The organism is Priestia sp. P1_B12_1 (genome assembly GCF_056406695.1).
Map to the genome: position 1 here is coordinate 236,427 of NZ_JBFTZR010000004.1, position 15,694 is coordinate 252,120.

Consider the following 15,694-nt stretch of genomic DNA (forward strand, 5'->3'; position numbering starts at 1 on the left):
AAAAGCTCTCTAAAAGTACTTTTAGAGAGCTTTTTTAAAAATCACCGGCCTTGGCGATTCCTAAATTAGATTCAAAGTCGGTAATGTACACACAGGCATTGGTATACTTTTCAGATGCTTTATAGCTGAATTCTCTACTTACACTATAATCTTCACCTATAGGTTTATAAGATTGAATAGATTTAATTTGGTTGTCTAAAGACAAATCAAAATTATGAGTGGCTTTTTTTAATTGTTCGAGCTGCAGCTTGGTGAAACTATCGCGATGTTTTTGGATTTCATCTTGCATGAGTTCTATTTTATATTTAGATAGGGTGTTAATATGCTCAATCGCAGGCCCCATATCTTTTTTTATTTGTGCTTCAGAAGAATGGAAGTGTTTATCATCAAATGAATCTGACACGTTATTGCTTTTTTCTGAAATTTTTGTTGCATCTATAACGTCATGAACATTGTTCATGAGCGTAACTTCATAGATAGTCTTGCTTGAATTAAATCTTTTATAGGATTTTACATATTCTTTTTCTGTTAATGCATCTACATCTCTTTTTAATTGCGCTATGCTTTCTTTTAGCTCACTATCACTTTGTGTTTCTACTTTTGACGTACTATTGATAGACGCAGACAGAAGATTAAAATCGTTTTTATAGCTTTGAAACGTTTTATCTTCTATCTTTCCGTCTTTATTGATTAAGCGTTCACACTCGTTTTGCAGGAATTTCAGCTCTATGGCCAGCTCTTTTTTTGCCTCGCTTCCATCTATGCTCTCATTATTTGAACTTGTGTGACTGCACCCTATTAATCCAAGCGCCAAAGCTATCGTAATGGTCCCAGTTGTTATCTTGCTTATGTTCCTCATGTTGAAACTCCATTTCTATTTGTTTTTACATATAAAGACTATATCATATAAATGGAATATTTATCTTTATATACTATTAAATGTTACATTTTGTATAGGCAAACTAAAAAAAGTATTATAATGGAATTTATAAAAATAGTGCTAAAAGAAGACAAAGGTAATAGAAAAATTAATTATGCACTTATACTTTTTTACTATTAATATGACGTCTAAAGGAGGAAATCAATATGTCTGGAATTGCTAAAACCCCCGAACCGCCTTATTATGCCGTTATTTTTGCTTCTGAAAGAACGGAAGGTGAGAAGGGTTATGGAATCATGGCAGACAAAATGGTAGAGCTTGCATCTAATCAAAAAGGCTTTTTAGGAATAGAAAGTGCTAGGGACAAAGATTTAGGCATTACCATTTCATACTGGGATTCTTTAGAATCAATTAAAATGTGGAAAGAAAACTCAGCCCATCGTGCAGCACAGTACAAAGGGAAAACAGAATGGTATCAAAAGTTTTCGCTTAGGATTTGTAAAGTGGAAAGACATAGCTTTTTTGAGATGTAAGGCGTATATGTTTAATTGTTTTAAAAAGGGGAGAAGCTGTTATGTTTTTAGCTATTGTAGGATTTATAGCCGTTTTTATCACTTTGTGTTCATTAGAAGCAAAGCTAAGAACGATTGTTAAACAAAATGATCGAGTGATTGAATTACTTGAGAAACAGAATAGAGAGTAAGAAAACGCTAATGAACTCAACGTTTATGATATCATCTCCTGACTTTAGCTAAGGGAGATGTTTTATTTTAAGAGTGCATAAAAAAAACCTCAGTAGGAGGTCTAGTTATTACTTTTAAAAGCACTTATAACCAGCTCATTTACTGTCGGATGCCATCTAGAGGCTGTATTAAAAGCTAATTGTAAAGTGAGGTTATATTTATCGTTTCACCAGAAAATATGAGCTCAATTTCTTTATTTCTTACTTGTGATCGTTCATTTAATCACCGTATTTTTTTCTGTACGTGAGAAACGTTATTAAATATATAACTGAAATCATCGTCAGAAATATTAGTGGCGAAATACCAATGCCATCATAGGAACTTTTCCCTTGAAAAGTCCGATAAATGGACTCTACAACTTCTAAAATCAGCATACCTATAACTACTACAAATGCGTATGATTGAGCCTTCGTGTTGATAAACTTCTTTCTTTCGTCACCTTTTCGCGAAGATGATGAAACAAAAATCAAAATTCCGCAAACTAACAGGATGAATGAATACACAATTTTAACCCAATCCATTTTACTCCTCCTTATAATAAATGTAAAAAGTATTTTACATTTATTATTGTAGCATCAGTTCCAAAAATGTCAAACTCTTTTTACATTGTGAATTATTTGTATGGAAGAATCGCTATAAAAAAGTAGATATCTTTAAAATGGTTTTATAAAACAAAGTCACGTTACAAAGTGATTTAAATCAACTTCACTGCTAAAATGGAAGTAACAGGAATTTTCGCGTTTCACCAACTAAAAGTGAGGTGGGTTGTTTGGTTCTTCATAAAAAAACAGTTTCTTTTGTCGCTCTGTTCTTACTGCTGTTAGTAATAAGCTCCAATTACGTTTTGTACCATTCTTCTTTTAGACTTCAGTCGTTGCCTGGTGATTTCAATGGAGTAGTAGTAGGTTCTATTTTAGACTTAAGCCTTGTGGCTCCGATCTTATTTCTAGCTTGGCAGCGTAAGTTCAGTCTAAAGTACTTTATTGTATTAATGGCTACAGGCCTTGTGGCTGCACGTTTTATCATTCCAAGTGAATACTTCACTTCTTTTCAGTCGGTTATGTGGCTAGGAGTTGGCATAGAAGGACTACTTATTTTGTTTGAACTTTCACTGCTGTTTATGCTAGTTAAAAACGTACCGCCTATTTTAAGAAGGATCAAATCAAGCTCTTTACCGCTTTTATTTTCTTTTTCGCGGGCTGTAAACGACAAGTTCCCCAAACAAACGTTTATACACATCCTTTGTTCAGAAATGCTGATGTTTTACTATGCGTTTGGAACGTGGAAGAAGAAGCCGAGTGATGAAGCCAACACCTTTACCCTGTATAAACGCTCAAGTTTTGTCACGTTTCAAATTATGATTATTCATGCGATTGTCATTGAAACATTAGGGCTTCACGGGCTGCTGCACAATACCTCTATAATTCTTTCAGTCGTTTTACTGATCCTTAATATTTATAGCATTGTTTTCTTTTTAGGAGACATTCAAGCATTAAGGCTTAACCCTTTACGAGTTGAAGATGATCGTATATACATTTCGTTTGGCTTAGCTAAGCGTATGGAAATTTCTTTTAAAGATATTGAAAAAATCGTAGAAGACACTCACATCCTCGAACAAAAAATCCCTAACACCACGATTGAATTTATCGCACGCGATTTTGAAAAAGTTTATCCTGATCTTGTACTAACATTAAAGTCTCCAATTGAAGCGACGCTTTTTATGGGAATCAAAAAGAAATACCAGCGGGTCGCTATTCGCGTAGATGATCCTCATGCGTTTAAAAAAATAGTTAAAGAACGTTTGGAGAAAGCTCAGCGGGATGAGTTAAGCTAGAGTTCTAGAAAGATAAGGCTTTATAGAGATATCTATAAGGTCTTTTTGCTAATGATTAGCTACCGGACATAAATAGTGAAGTGTTAGCTTTATTTTAGTAAAATGGAAGTAATAGGTAATGTAGCAAAGGGGGATAGGGTATGGGGATTTTTTTTAGAAGAAAAGAGAAGTATTTAAACTCTATAGAATGGCTATCTGAAAACTCAATCCATTTAAGCAAACCAACTGAATGTACGCTGCAAGAGTTTGAATTTCTCCGTCATATCGTAAAAGATAAGAGAATTGTGTGGTTAGGGGAAAACGGTCATAACATAAGAGAACATAATATGATGAAGTCAAAAATAATAGAATTTCTACATAAAGAAATGAATTTTACCGTACTGGCATTTGAGAGCGGCTTAGCGGAATGCTACAGCGCTAACGAGTTAAAGAAAGAGTTTACGGATGAAGCCTTTTTAAAAAACGCCGTTTATTCTTTATGGGCCACAAAGGAAAATATGCCCTTGTTTCAGCTGATGAAAAAATCAGATTTAAGTTTAATAGGAATAGATATTAACCCTTCTTCTAATCCTGATCTTTTCGTAAAATTTGTTCAGCAGCTGAGTCCCGTAGTGTCTGAAGACGTAATAGAAAAGATAGAATACATTGAAGCAGGCGTATATAAATGGTACTACCAGCTAGGGCAATATAAAGCAAAAAGAAAAAAAGTCCCAGCAGAAATGCTACGTGAGTTTGAAGAGTTTAAAGAAAAAGTAAGCGCGGTGATAGGAGATTTAGAAGCCTATCTACATGAAGAATACGTTTTGTATCTTGAAAATCAAGAGCTTGTATGTAAGGTTAAAATGATTATTCGATGCCTGCAAAATCGCTTGTATTTTATTAACCATATTCACCATAACCACCGAACGTATAAAAAAGTAAGAGAAAAAAGGATGAAAGAAAATCTAGAGTGGGTTTGTCAAGATCTGTATCCTGACGAGAAAATTATTATTTGGGCCCATAACCTTCATATCTTTAAACAATACAAAACGTTTACGGGATTTGAATCTCTAGGAGCAATTGTCTCTAATGAGATAAAAAAACAGTCTTATTACTTAGGCTTATTTATGTATGAAGGTGAAATACATACGGATACAGGGCAGCCATATAAAATAGAGAAGCCACCTAAAAAAAGTCTAGAGGACTATATGCATCAAGTGCAATCACCGGCCTTATTTACTGATTTCTCACAGCTTGAAAAAAACTCAGACAACAAATGGATATTTACTAAAACGATCTTTTTAGAAAGTGGTACTATGCCAACTTTATTTGTACCGCGTGACCAGCTAGACGGTGCTTTATTTGTTGAGTCTGTGTCTACGCCTGAGTATCTTAAACGCAGTAAAAATAAATAAGAAATCGTAATGAACAAAGAAGAGGTGTACATTGAAAATCTATAATTTTAGTAAAGAACATGGCAAAAAAGTAGAAAAATATCAGTCGCATTTAGCTACTTACGTAAAAATGATTCAAACAAACGAAGCAGCTACGATCGGTTATATGTATATAGACGGAGAAGGAACCGTAGGATATCACGAAGCGCCTATACCTCAGTTATTTATCGTAGTCGAAGGTGAAGGGTGGGTAACAGGAGAGGACCAAAAGCGAATTTCGATTAAACGTGGAGAAGCGGCACTGTGGGAAAAAGGAGAATGGCATATGTCGGGAAGTGAAGAAGGTATGACTGCCATTGTCATTCAATCGGAGGAGCTACATCCTGAAGCATTTATGGAGATAAAAAAACAGCACGCTTGGATGACTTATCCAAGCGTGCTGCTTTTCTATAAGACTTTGAATTTTTTTAGAGCAAATTCAATACCGTCTTCACCCGATTTCTTCGTTACAAAATCAGCGGCGCTTTTTAACTTATTAGATCCGTTGCCCATCGCAATTCTAAGGCCGGCTAATTCTATCATATCAATATCATTTTCTCCGTCTCCGAATGCAATAGCCTCGGATTGATGGATGTTAAAATAGTCTAAGACCTTCAGGATAGCTACCGATTTTGTGATTTCTTCTTGAAGCACACTTACGATAAAAGGGTGCCATCTTTTAAATAGTAAATGAGGAAATCGCTGTGCATACTGCTCGGCGGTTTCCTCATTGGCATACAAGCACATTAAATAAATATCTTCGTCATAAATACGCTCATTAATTTGAGGATAATCACTGAGCGATAGCGTTTCCTTCAGGGCTTTTAAAATATTATCATCTTTAATCCCGTTCATGCTGAGCTCTTTTGTATAAAATGAAAGACCGTGATTTTGCGAGGCTGCGTATTCAAAGACTTCATGCGCAACGTCCTTATCCATGGACAGCTTATGAATAACTTTTTCATCGTGTACAGTAAACGCCCCGTTCGCGGTAATGAGCGTATCTATACCTAATTCTCTAATTTCTTCACAGAGAGATAAAGGCCTTCCGGTAGCGGCTACGATTTTTAATCCTTTGTGCTTTAAACTTTTTACAATCTCTCGAGTTTTGGTGGAAATAGTCCCGTTTTCGTGATGAGTAAGAGTTCCATCTACGTCAAAGAATACAATTTTATAGCTCATAGTAATCTCCTTATTTAAACAGCTCGATCTTTTTTTACATTTACAAGCAGTAGCGCACAGGCAAAAATAGCAGCTACATATAAAAACGCAGAAACAACCGGTTTATGTAAAAAAGCAGTATGATTGTATGAAGAGTCATACAAATAAAGAGCCGCTAGAAATAGAAAAGGCAGTAGTTTTTTCATGTTGTCATCTACTGGTTTTATTATACATATTTTCCTTGTATTTGTATGTAATCTTAATAAGAGTGATAGAATAATAGTATTTTATATAAGCAAAGAGAAAGAGAAGTGACGAATATGACTGTACATCACTATATAGGATCTCCTTATGAATTGCCTACAGGAAGTTTTGGCACAAAAGAAAAGTTGATTACAATCTATGAAAAAGAAGAAGATGCGTACGGTATTAGTGTTAATCGTTTAACCGACGGGTATAGCGACATCAAGCACGTATTCACCTTGCCATATATCTATGAATTATCTTGTGATACACATCCTAAATCGATAAGAGGGCTGTTTACTTATATTGAAGAACAGCTGATAGAGGGCTGTCACATTGAATTATATTCATGCTTAGACGGTGATGAAGCGGATGAAAAAGATTTAAGTCTAGATATGAGTATTAACTTAAAAACGCTGTATTTTGGAAAGTATTATAAATTAGACAAAAAGAAGTATATCTATGAATTAGGGGAAATGTTGAAATTTGAAGACAAACAATTTGTAGTGGTGGTGAAATGAGGGGATTAGCCTATAACCTTTAGATAAGAGTTATAGGCTAACCAGTTTAGGCAGACTAATATTTATAAAAAAGGCTTAATATACGGAAAGCTCAAACCAAAATAAATAACAAACGACATAAGCAAGTAACAGCCAATAACACTTCTTCTAACAGGTGTAGAAGCTTTCTTTAGCCAGCCCCAGTGCTTATCTTCATAGTCAAAAATAAAGTAATCTAAAATGATGGATAGCGTGATAATAACCGCAATTAGTAACAGGCCCATATGTATCCTCGCTTTCAGTTTATGAAATTATTACCATTTATAACAATATACCTTATTATTCCATTCATTACAAAGTAATTTTCTATAAACGGTTTATTGACACTACTAGATTATGGTAAAATTCACAGAGTATAGTAGGATCATTTTTCAAAGAAAGATGGGAAGAAGTTGGATGTCGTAAAAGAAGTGAAGCTATTAAAATATCAAATGAGTCTCATGAAGCACATGATTAACGCAGAGGAACATCCTTTTTTTATGTTTGTGATTGATCATGAATTTGAAGAAAACCAAGTAAAGGCATTTTTAAACATGCTAGGTGTGTTTAGCTGTCGAATCAAGGGTGAAGACATTTCTACCTTTTATCAAAATGATCAGCTGTTCTCTCAATTTAATCTTCCGTTGGATAAATTATATGCGTCAGAACAACCAACTTTAGAGGAATTAAAATCGGTTGTTGCTAAAATCTTTTATCAGGAATTTGAACTAGAATATTTATTGTGCAGTTTAAAGAAGCAGTGTATTCAAATGGAAGTATGTGACTTTTTATTGCAGCGTTTAAAAATAGATTTGAAATAAATAATCTAAGAGTGTGTTTAAACGTGGAAATTTTAAAAGTAGAGGAGGATAGGTGAGATGGCGCGAATTGTTAATTTCTGGTCATTTATCTTTACGCTACTGTGCGTTGGTTTCTTTTTCATCGCTTTTTATTATCCAGCGTTATTGAATATCAATCTTTGTTTAGCAATTATTCTATTTTGTATTGGTATCGCAGGGTTCTTTGGAATAAACAATTGGGTATCGGCTCTGAGAAGTATTTTGACAGTAATAATTAGCGGTGGATTAATCCTAGTAACAGGGTTTATTATCTTTACCGGCTATCTTTTCTCATAGCTCGTACATAAGAAGTACAACGATGAAATTATGAATCGTTGTGGATAAGAACTTTTGTGGTGTTTACTTTGTCATTGACTTCATACAGCTTTTTAACGTATAAAAGAGGGCTACATCGTTATCCCTCTTTTAAGTAAGCTTGTTAAGTAACCAGCTGTTTTTTAACTCATTTATTTACATTCAAAAGAATAATCATTAATAATTGAATTATGTATTTCTACTATGGCTTCTCCGCCGTTATCATAACATCTTGAGGTCAAAGTTTTTATCTCTGAACTATTAAAAAAGCTAGAACAGTTAATTAATACAGAGATTACTAGTAGTAAAGTAAGTAGAACAATTATGATTTCTTTTATTCTAGATTCAACGATAGATTTAATTTTTCATTCTCCTTTGCAATTTATATTAAGAGCTATAGGCGTAGTAACAATGAGTCATAACGTTTAAATTTCAAGAGCTTGATTTTCGGATAGTCGAAAATCAAGCTTTTATTCTTTCATATAGAAATTTCAATAACCCTATCTAAATCTCGATTTTCTTACATTTTTAATTGACCTGTTTTATTCATAGTCAACCGTTGTTCCTCCAAACATAAACGTAATAATTCCTAATATAAAGAGTAGCTGAGAAATCATGCCTACTATACTGCAAATCAGACCGGCAATCGCGAGTCCTTTACCGCTTTGATACGTAGCAGCTATTTGATTTGATGCTTTTTTGTAGAAGATGATTCCAATAATCCCTGTAATAAACCCAATGATTGGAATAAAAATAGATACGATACCTAGAGTTAGAGAAACAATAGAGTTGGTGTTTACTTGAGGTTTTGTATTAGTTTCCAATGAATTCACTCCCTATAAATTATATTTTTTGATTATACCATAAAAAGGAATAATATCCTTTTTCCTAATAAAAGTAGAAATTTTTAGAATTATATGTGCCCCAGTATATGTTCTATTCGTTGTTTTATCAAACGTATGAAGGTATGTGCAAAAGAAACGCAGCTTTTGACTTTCCTATAAGAAAACCAGCTTTGTAGAGTATATTTACTGAGATAGCAGATTCTGCGTCATAAAATCAATTAACCTAAATTAAGGAAAATATGATACAATAATCCATAAGGATGTGAATAAATGGAATTGTTTATACCGGATGCTTTTCTGTATGTGTCATTTGCGATTATGACGGCCTTTTTTGTACATGCGGCTATTAAACTAGCTACCTTTCAAACAATACATAAGCATGTTTGCCTGAAGCAAGAAGACATGTATCTCATACAAAACGTGAATCTTTTATGCGCTCAGAATCTCATATGCTGCGTGTATCACAAATTTAAATTTATACATTCTGTTCACAGACAAGAAGCAATAGGTGAACAAGATGATGAAGGTCCGCATTCGCCAGTATTTTTTTCGTTTAACTAAAAAAATACTGGAGGAATATAAATGTTAAAACATAAAAAGAAGCTTTTCTTTATTTTTGTTTCCATTTTTCTACTTGCCGGCTGTGATTCAGCAAACGTAATTCAAAGTTCGCACACTCACTTTTTGGATCACTATTTTATTTATCCTTTTTCACTGCTCATTTTGTTTATAGGAAATACGTGGCTTCATCAAAGCGTTGGCTTTTCCATCATGCTTGTGACCGTTGGTGTACGTATGCTGTTGGCGCCTTTAAACATTCTTCAATATAAAAATCAGCTGAGCAATAAACGTATCCAGCCTCAGCTTCAACAGCTAAAAGAGAAGTACAAAAATAAAGATCCTGAGAGTCAGCAGCAATATCAGCGTGAAATGATGGAACTGCTTAAAGAAAATGGAGCCAATCCTCTTATGGGCTGCCTTCCTTTACTTGTCCAGCTTCCGGTCTTTTCAATTGTGTACTACGCGATTAGACGAATAGATGAAATTAGCGCATCATCTTTTTTGTGGCTTGACTTAGGACATGCGGATCCGTATTTTATTCTTCCAATCGCGGCGGCAGTTGCTACGTACTTACAGTCAAAAGTTATGCAAAGTGATGTAGAAGGAGTGAATCAATCGCAAGCAGTGTTATCTCGAATTCTTTCGCCTCTCATGGTGCTTTCATTTGGAATCTTTTCACCATCTGGTCTTGTTATATACTGGATGACGGGCAGTTTGTTTATGATTTTTCAGTCTGTTGTATTAAAGAAGGTTGTTCAAGAAAAAGTAGCGCTTGAAGCAAAATAAAGAGATTAAAAGGTTGCTCTGTTAGGAGCAGCCTTTTAGTGAAAGGAGGGAGCATTATGAAGAAATATATTCTTTCATTCGGCGTAACAATTGGCACCATAGCACTTTTATTTTTTATCGGCAATACATTTCATATTTCGTTACTGTCAGTTCAGTGGATTTATGTAAATAAACCGGAAAATTTTCAAATGGAAGCAAAAGGCGGTTTAATACCGGTAGCCGTCGGACTTATTCTTGGTTTTATAACCGACTACGTATTAAGTGAAAAAGAAAAAAAGCAGGGTCATCAATTATAGTGAAGAAAAAGGATCTTTTATAGCAGATCCTTTTTTTATTTGTGATTTCGCTAAATAGGTCAGGCAAGAATAGTACAGCCAGATGTTGTCATACATATTACGGTCATCAAAAACAAATGAAGAGGCAGCAAACCTTTATGTTATCATCGACTTTTTATAGTTTACTAGCTATAATTGGTATTGAATAGTCATTTTTGTAAATAAAAGGTGATTCTGTGTGCTGTCAAAATGACTAAATTAGTTACTTTCTATGACTCCACCTAACTCTACTAATAGAGAAAGTGAAGTGAACAAATGACAAATCTTTTAGAAGTTAGAAACATGGCGAAATCGTTTGGCCGAAATGAGGTTTTAAAAGATGTTTCCTTTCATGTTCCTCCTGGATCGATTGTGGGATTTATTGGTGATAACGGAGCGGGTAAATCTACGACGTTTAAAGCAGTACTAGGATTAATTTCGAGAGATAGCGGTACTGTCGAAATATTTGGTGAAGACAATTTGAATACAGATGCGACGATTAAAGAAGATATTGGAGTCGTGTTTGATGCGATTAATCTGCCGGTTTCTTTGACCATAAAACAGTTAAACAACGTTTTTAAGAAACTATTTAATTCCTGGGAAGAAGCTGGTTTTCACCGGTTGATTCGTTCGTTTTCGTTGCCGGAAGATAAAAAAATACATATGTTTTCGCGCGGCATGTCGATGAAATTATCTCTAGCTGTAGCGCTGTCTCACCGTGCTAAACTATTGCTGTTAGATGAAGCGACAGGAGGACTGGATCCTTCGTCTAGAGAGCAAATACTAGATGAATTAAAAGCATTTGTCAGCGATGGCAGCAGCGGAATACTGCTTTCGTCTCACATTATGAGCGACGTCGAAAAAATAGCGAGCCACCTTGTTGTGATTAAAAACGGTGAGGTTTTATTAAATGAAGAAAAAGAGAAAGTTTTTCAGGAGTATGCAATTGCCGTTATGAAGGAAGAACAGCTGAACTTGCTTCCTGAAGATGTAGTAGTGGCAAAAAGAACGTATGATACGTCTGTCCGTGTACTCGTATCAGATAAGCATCAGCTGCCAGATGAGACTGTAACTGAACCGATGTCTATGGAAGAACTAAGCGTGCTTTTAACGAGGAGTGAAATGTAAATGAGAGGTCTATTGTTAACGAACTACTACCTCATTCACCGAAGCTTTTTGACTTACACAGCGCTCGCCATAGTTATTTCTGCGGTCATCTTTTATTTTGAGGACCCTTCATTTTACCGTATTATAGCGATGTTAATTATTTTATTAATGGCAATGCCGGCGCTTGAAGTAATCAAATTAGAAAGTAAAACCGGCTATGACAAATACGTGCTTACTCTTCCGATCAGTCGAAAAAATGTGGTGCAAAGCCACTATGTTTTCTATTTTTTAATTGTCGTCAGCGGAACCATCCTATCCTATGGTGTTTTCTCAATGTATTCGCTTATTTCTAAGAGTGCATTAGAGAATATAGTAAATATCGTTTCATTTGGTACATTTATCGTCCTTTTTGCCGGTGCACTTGCTTATCCGCTTCTTTATGTATTCGGAGCAGAGAAATCTGACGGAATAGTACTTGGAGGTGGAATGGGAGGTCTTTTCGTTGCGATTGCTTTACAAGGAGTTGTTGGGTATATAGTTGAAATATTAGCAGCATCCGGCTTACCGATCGCTTCTTCTTTGCATGTTCCTATCTTATATACTCTCTTTGGAGTGGGGATGTATATTGCTTCTTACTTTATTGCGCTGTCTATCTACCGGAAGAGAGAATTTTAGTATGAATTGGTTTTGAAGTAAAGACTACAAAGCGTTCTTTAAGGCTATTTATCAACAAATAATTCAAACAAAAAAACAGCCACAACATTTGATAAACTAAGCAAACAAGATCTCAAAAATATAGCCGATATGATTGGTGATCAAGCTTGAGGGATAAGCACTTTTACAAAAGTTAATTGTGTCCTCTATACACATGTATTATAGTAAAAGATGCAGTTTTAAAATGAGAAAGGAGATTATATGGGGAATTCGTTTAAACAGGCTTCAAACGTATCAAAAAACGCTTTTATTGCTACACTGATTTTGTATATCATTATTGTAGCATCTTTTATTCCGTCAATTGTATTTGTGGGAGCTTTCTTTGCTATAGTAATTAAAATAGCAGCAGCACTTTTAATCTTAGTAACAATCCTAGGAATGATTTATTCGCTCTTCATTAAAGGCGGTCAAAAATTTCTTTTTTTACTGTTACATGCCGCTTCTTTATTTATTGTGTTGTTTAGTATCTCTGCTTTTATGCTCGCTAAAAGCGCTGAGTTGACATAGTGAAGAGGAATTACATATGCAAAAAAGGCAGGAGAAACCCTGCCTTTTTTATTTTTGTATGATTTCAAGAGGACTCGTATGTTCTGGAGAGGCATTGCTGACTATTTGGCTAAACTTGTTTAACAAGAAGAAAAGAAGGAAAAGGAAGGAAAAGAAGATGTGATAATTTGGAAATGATCATAACCTTGGAAGCTGGGGGTTTTTCTAACTTTATCCTGTTATAAAAGAGGAGAGATTAATACAATGAAATGGTACAAGCACGCGCTCATTCCTTTAGCTATAGGCCTTTTAAGCTTCGTATGTTTTATGATTTATAGTAAAGCAGCAGGAAATACGAGTCTTCAGCTAAACCAGGCGCTGTTTATTTCAATAGGTATAGGTATTGGAGCAGTCCCGGTCTCATTTTTTGTAGAGTACCAAAAGAACAAAGAAAATAAAAAGTTTCATAGCTAAGTTATTTATGGAATGGCCCCTAGTTCTTTATTTTGTTGGAAAAGGTGGCGTATTTTATATCTGTCTAGTCCTCATGAACTAACCTATTGATATGTTAGTATTAGATGAAACAATTTTTTTAGGTGTTAAAGTCTGTAATCTATGAAATTCATGTAACTAAGCATCCCATGGATTCGAATATAATTAAATCAACGGGGATAGTCCTGGAGTTCACTCGTTAATTCTTCTACACTGTTAAATTATGTTGATGGAACTCTGCACACATCTCGGCTGAATCCTATTAAAGAGCTGAAAAGCCACTAATTACTATCAGTGGCCTAGAGAAATCCTTATTATCGCTGTTCTGATTCAACCAAAATTTTAACTTGGTTTTTTTCCTTAATCAGGCTTTCGAACCCTTCTTCAATTACATCGTCTAGAGCTATCTTTTTCGTTACTAACTTTTCGGCTGAGAAGTATCCTTTTTGCATAAGAGATAATACCGCTGGGAACACGTTACGATAGCCAATGATTCCTTTAACAGTTCGTTCTTTAATTACAATATCATTTGGTAGAATTTCTGCTCCTTTTTCCCATATGCTAACGATAATAGTTTCTCCACCAATTCCTGTAGATTGGATTGCTTGACGTAATACAATAGGTACGCCTGTTACTTCAAAAGATACATCTACGCCACCGTCAGTTAATCTACCAATTTCAGCTACCGTATCTTCAACTTCAGCAGGATTGATGATGATTGCTCCTAATTCTTCTGCTTTCGCTTGTCTTTCTGGAGATAATTCAACTGCATAAATATCGGTTGCACCTGCTGCTTTCAACGCTTCAATGACAAGAAGTCCAATGGGGCCACATCCAAATACAGCAACTTTGTCTCCTGCTTTCACTTTACTTGAACGTACTGCATAAAGAGCTACTGCCGCTGGTTCTACTAGAGCACCTTGTTCATAAGATAAATCATCTGGAAGTTTGAATAAAAGTTCTTCGTCTACAGCAACATATTCACTAAGACCTCCACCGCCTCCGGCTAAACCTAAGAATCCCATTTGTTCATCTAGGTTATAAGCACCTTGGTGTCCATGTGTAGCAAAGATTGGCTCAACTACGACACGATCACCCACTTTATAACGAGTTACACCTTCTCCAATCTCTACTACTTCACCTGAGAATTCATGTCCAAGGGTCACTGGAGCAACCTCATTAGTGAGAGGGTGCGGTCTATCAACTGGAATAAAGATGGGACCGCCTAAGTATTCATGCAAATCACTACCGCAAATTCCACACCATTTAACTTTCATTTTTACCTGACCAGCCTGTACAACCGGTTCATTTATTTCTTCAAGACGAATATCTTTTTGATTATGCCATCTTAGCGCCTTCATATACTACATCTCCTTGTGTCATTTCTTTTACTATACCTATAAGTATACAATCAGATATGCTTATGGTAAATTTAGTTAATATTAACGATTGTTAAGTAATACTTAACTAAAAGAAAAAGAGGGCATTATGAATATTGAACAGTTAAAACATATGGTGGAAATAGATAAAACGGGTTCACTAAAAGAAGCAGCTAATAATCTGCATATTACGTTACCTGCACTAAGCCAATCTATAAAAAATTTAGAGAAAGAACTAAATATAATGATTTTTCATCGTTCTAGAAGAGGATCTATTCCAACTGAAGAAGGTCATAGGTTAATTGAAAAGGCCAATTCTGCTTTATTGAAAATTCAAGAATTTATGGATGAAGCAGAAGCGTATACAAATACAATGAATGGTGAAATAAAGATTGCAACCTACCCAGGACCAATGGAGATTCTCGTTCACTTAATAACAGAAATTAAAAGAGAATATCCGAACATAAAGGCTTCTGTCTATGAAAATAGCACCGAGTATATTATAGATAAAGTTCTAGAGGGGGAGGTAGATGTAGGTTTTATTACTTATACAGAAAAAGAAGAAACAAAGTATCGGAACTTGGTATTTAAAAAGTTATTAGATGGCCATATGGTAGCTGCAGTAAATAAGAAGTCGCCATTAGCCAAACAAACACTCATTACTGAAGAGATGTTGCTCAACCAGCCAATTGTTTTATATAACGATAAATATATTCAGGAATTTATGAAAGGTTTTAGTTCATTACCATTTGATATCTTGTTTACTACCAATAATGTAGATACAATTCGTAATACATTGGAAAATAATACGGCAATAAATATAGGATTTGACTACGCATTTAAAACAGATGCCGGCTTATCTAGAAGTGATCAATATGTAGTCGTTAACTTTGCTCCTCCGCATTACAAAACTTATTCTTTTGGCTACTTTTATAACGCTAATAATGGTCTTTCTAGAATAATAAGAGAATTCTTAAAGCGGATTCATAGAACTATAGTAAATAACGAATTATAAAGAATGAAGGTTAAAAAAGAATTATTTCA

Annotated in this window: 22 protein-coding genes; 15 read left to right on the forward strand and 7 right to left on the reverse strand. The window is 34.8% G+C overall.

The window, feature by feature from the left end; all coding sequences use genetic code 11:
* Positions 1-34 precede the first annotated feature (34 nt).
* Entirely contained in the window at positions 35-859 is an 825-nt protein-coding gene (locus AC1D0Y_RS15995; protein WP_060745198.1) for a hypothetical protein, read from the reverse strand.
* A gap of 227 nt (positions 860-1,086) precedes the next feature.
* Between AC1D0Y_RS15995 and AC1D0Y_RS16000 the strand changes: the two genes are divergently transcribed.
* Both AC1D0Y_RS16000 and AC1D0Y_RS16005 read left to right on the forward strand, forming a co-directional pair.
* Positions 1,087-1,413, forward strand: a complete 327-nt coding sequence (locus tag AC1D0Y_RS16000; protein ID WP_060745199.1) for an antibiotic biosynthesis monooxygenase family protein — start codon at positions 1,087-1,089, stop codon at positions 1,411-1,413.
* Between the two features lie 41 nt (positions 1,414-1,454).
* Positions 1,455-1,583 carry a hypothetical protein gene (locus AC1D0Y_RS16005; protein WP_255257705.1) on the forward strand — a complete coding sequence of 43 codons (129 nt, stop codon included), beginning with the start codon at positions 1,455-1,457 and terminating at the stop codon, positions 1,581-1,583.
* A gap of 258 nt (positions 1,584-1,841) precedes the next feature.
* Here the strand turns inward: AC1D0Y_RS16005 and AC1D0Y_RS16010 are convergent, their stop codons facing one another.
* Positions 1,842-2,144, reverse strand: a complete 303-nt coding sequence (locus AC1D0Y_RS16010) for a hypothetical protein (RefSeq protein ID WP_060745200.1) — start codon at positions 2,142-2,144, stop codon at positions 1,842-1,844.
* A gap of 239 nt (positions 2,145-2,383) precedes the next feature.
* Between AC1D0Y_RS16010 and AC1D0Y_RS16015 the strand changes: the two genes are divergently transcribed.
* Positions 2,384-3,457 carry a beta-carotene 15,15'-monooxygenase gene (locus AC1D0Y_RS16015; RefSeq protein ID WP_477707779.1) on the forward strand — a complete coding sequence of 358 codons (1,074 nt, stop codon included), beginning with the start codon at positions 2,384-2,386 and terminating at the stop codon, positions 3,455-3,457.
* 140 nt (positions 3,458-3,597) lie between these two features.
* Complete coding sequence (locus AC1D0Y_RS16020) at positions 3,598-4,851, forward strand: erythromycin esterase family protein (RefSeq protein ID WP_060745202.1); 1,254 nt, start codon at positions 3,598-3,600, stop codon at positions 4,849-4,851.
* Positions 4,852-5,277: 426 nt separating this feature from the next.
* Here AC1D0Y_RS16020 and AC1D0Y_RS16025 read toward each other — a convergent pair whose 3' ends face one another.
* Positions 5,278-6,051, reverse strand: a complete 774-nt coding sequence (locus AC1D0Y_RS16025; protein WP_060745203.1) for a Cof-type HAD-IIB family hydrolase — start codon at positions 6,049-6,051, stop codon at positions 5,278-5,280.
* 14 nt (positions 6,052-6,065) lie between these two features.
* Positions 6,066-6,236 carry a hypothetical protein gene (locus AC1D0Y_RS16030; RefSeq protein ID WP_016766569.1) on the reverse strand — a complete coding sequence of 57 codons (171 nt, stop codon included), beginning with the start codon at positions 6,234-6,236 and terminating at the stop codon, positions 6,066-6,068.
* Positions 6,237-6,350: 114 nt separating this feature from the next.
* Between AC1D0Y_RS16030 and AC1D0Y_RS16035 the strand changes: the two genes are divergently transcribed.
* Entirely contained in the window at positions 6,351-6,794 is a 444-nt protein-coding gene (locus AC1D0Y_RS16035; protein WP_060745204.1) for a hypothetical protein, read from the forward strand.
* A 62-nt stretch (positions 6,795-6,856) separates the two neighbouring features.
* Here AC1D0Y_RS16035 and AC1D0Y_RS16040 read toward each other — a convergent pair whose 3' ends face one another.
* Positions 6,857-7,057 carry a hypothetical protein gene (locus tag AC1D0Y_RS16040; RefSeq protein ID WP_060745205.1) on the reverse strand — a complete coding sequence of 67 codons (201 nt, stop codon included), beginning with the start codon at positions 7,055-7,057 and terminating at the stop codon, positions 6,857-6,859.
* 168 nt (positions 7,058-7,225) lie between these two features.
* Here AC1D0Y_RS16040 and AC1D0Y_RS16045 point away from each other — a divergent pair, with 168 nt between their 5' ends.
* Both AC1D0Y_RS16045 and AC1D0Y_RS16050 read left to right on the forward strand, forming a co-directional pair.
* On the forward strand, positions 7,226-7,633 hold the full coding sequence (locus tag AC1D0Y_RS16045; RefSeq protein ID WP_033580205.1) for a DUF1878 family protein: 408 nt from the start codon (positions 7,226-7,228) through the stop codon (positions 7,631-7,633).
* 57 nt (positions 7,634-7,690) lie between these two features.
* Positions 7,691-7,948 (forward strand): hypothetical protein, encoded by a 258-nt coding sequence (locus AC1D0Y_RS16050; protein ID WP_060745206.1) that lies wholly within the window; start codon positions 7,691-7,693, stop codon positions 7,946-7,948.
* 560 nt (positions 7,949-8,508) lie between these two features.
* Here the strand turns inward: AC1D0Y_RS16050 and AC1D0Y_RS16055 are convergent.
* Positions 8,509-8,790 (reverse strand): DUF4190 domain-containing protein, encoded by a 282-nt coding sequence (locus AC1D0Y_RS16055; RefSeq protein ID WP_060745207.1) that lies wholly within the window; start codon positions 8,788-8,790, stop codon positions 8,509-8,511.
* A gap of 291 nt (positions 8,791-9,081) precedes the next feature.
* Here AC1D0Y_RS16055 and AC1D0Y_RS16060 point away from each other — a divergent pair, with 291 nt between their 5' ends.
* From AC1D0Y_RS16060 to AC1D0Y_RS16090, 7 genes are all read left to right on the forward strand, one after another.
* Complete coding sequence (locus AC1D0Y_RS16060) at positions 9,082-9,372, forward strand: hypothetical protein (RefSeq protein ID WP_060745208.1); 291 nt, start codon at positions 9,082-9,084, stop codon at positions 9,370-9,372.
* A 21-nt stretch (positions 9,373-9,393) separates the two neighbouring features.
* Positions 9,394-10,158: a membrane protein insertase YidC gene (yidC, locus tag AC1D0Y_RS16065; protein WP_477707780.1), complete on the forward strand. Its 765-nt coding sequence runs from the start codon at positions 9,394-9,396 to the stop codon at positions 10,156-10,158.
* A 56-nt stretch (positions 10,159-10,214) separates the two neighbouring features.
* On the forward strand, positions 10,215-10,454 hold the full coding sequence (locus AC1D0Y_RS16070; RefSeq protein ID WP_060745210.1) for a hypothetical protein: 240 nt from the start codon (positions 10,215-10,217) through the stop codon (positions 10,452-10,454).
* Positions 10,455-10,748: 294 nt separating this feature from the next.
* A complete protein-coding gene (locus AC1D0Y_RS16075) occupies positions 10,749-11,600 on the forward strand; it encodes an ABC transporter ATP-binding protein (RefSeq protein WP_060745211.1) in 852 nt (283 codons plus the stop codon).
* Positions 11,601-12,254: an ABC-2 transporter permease gene (locus AC1D0Y_RS16080; RefSeq protein ID WP_060745212.1), complete on the forward strand. Its 654-nt coding sequence runs from the start codon at positions 11,601-11,603 to the stop codon at positions 12,252-12,254.
* Positions 12,255-12,494: 240 nt separating this feature from the next.
* Positions 12,495-12,800, forward strand: coding sequence for a hypothetical protein (locus AC1D0Y_RS16085; protein WP_060745213.1), 306 nt, complete (start codon positions 12,495-12,497; stop codon positions 12,798-12,800).
* A 243-nt stretch (positions 12,801-13,043) separates the two neighbouring features.
* Positions 13,044-13,253 carry a hypothetical protein gene (locus tag AC1D0Y_RS16090; RefSeq protein WP_060745214.1) on the forward strand — a complete coding sequence of 70 codons (210 nt, stop codon included), beginning with the start codon at positions 13,044-13,046 and terminating at the stop codon, positions 13,251-13,253.
* A 332-nt stretch (positions 13,254-13,585) separates the two neighbouring features.
* Here the strand turns inward: AC1D0Y_RS16090 and AC1D0Y_RS16095 are convergent, their stop codons facing one another.
* Positions 13,586-14,632, reverse strand: a complete 1,047-nt coding sequence (locus AC1D0Y_RS16095; protein WP_028409435.1) for a 2,3-butanediol dehydrogenase — start codon at positions 14,630-14,632, stop codon at positions 13,586-13,588.
* Between the two features lie 127 nt (positions 14,633-14,759).
* On the opposite strand from AC1D0Y_RS16095, the gene AC1D0Y_RS16100 reads away from it, so the two are divergent.
* The gene (locus AC1D0Y_RS16100; RefSeq protein ID WP_028409434.1) at positions 14,760-15,665 is read left to right on the forward strand and encodes a LysR family transcriptional regulator; all 906 of its coding nucleotides are present in this window, start codon (positions 14,760-14,762) and stop codon (positions 15,663-15,665) included.
* Positions 15,666-15,694 lie beyond the last annotated feature (29 nt).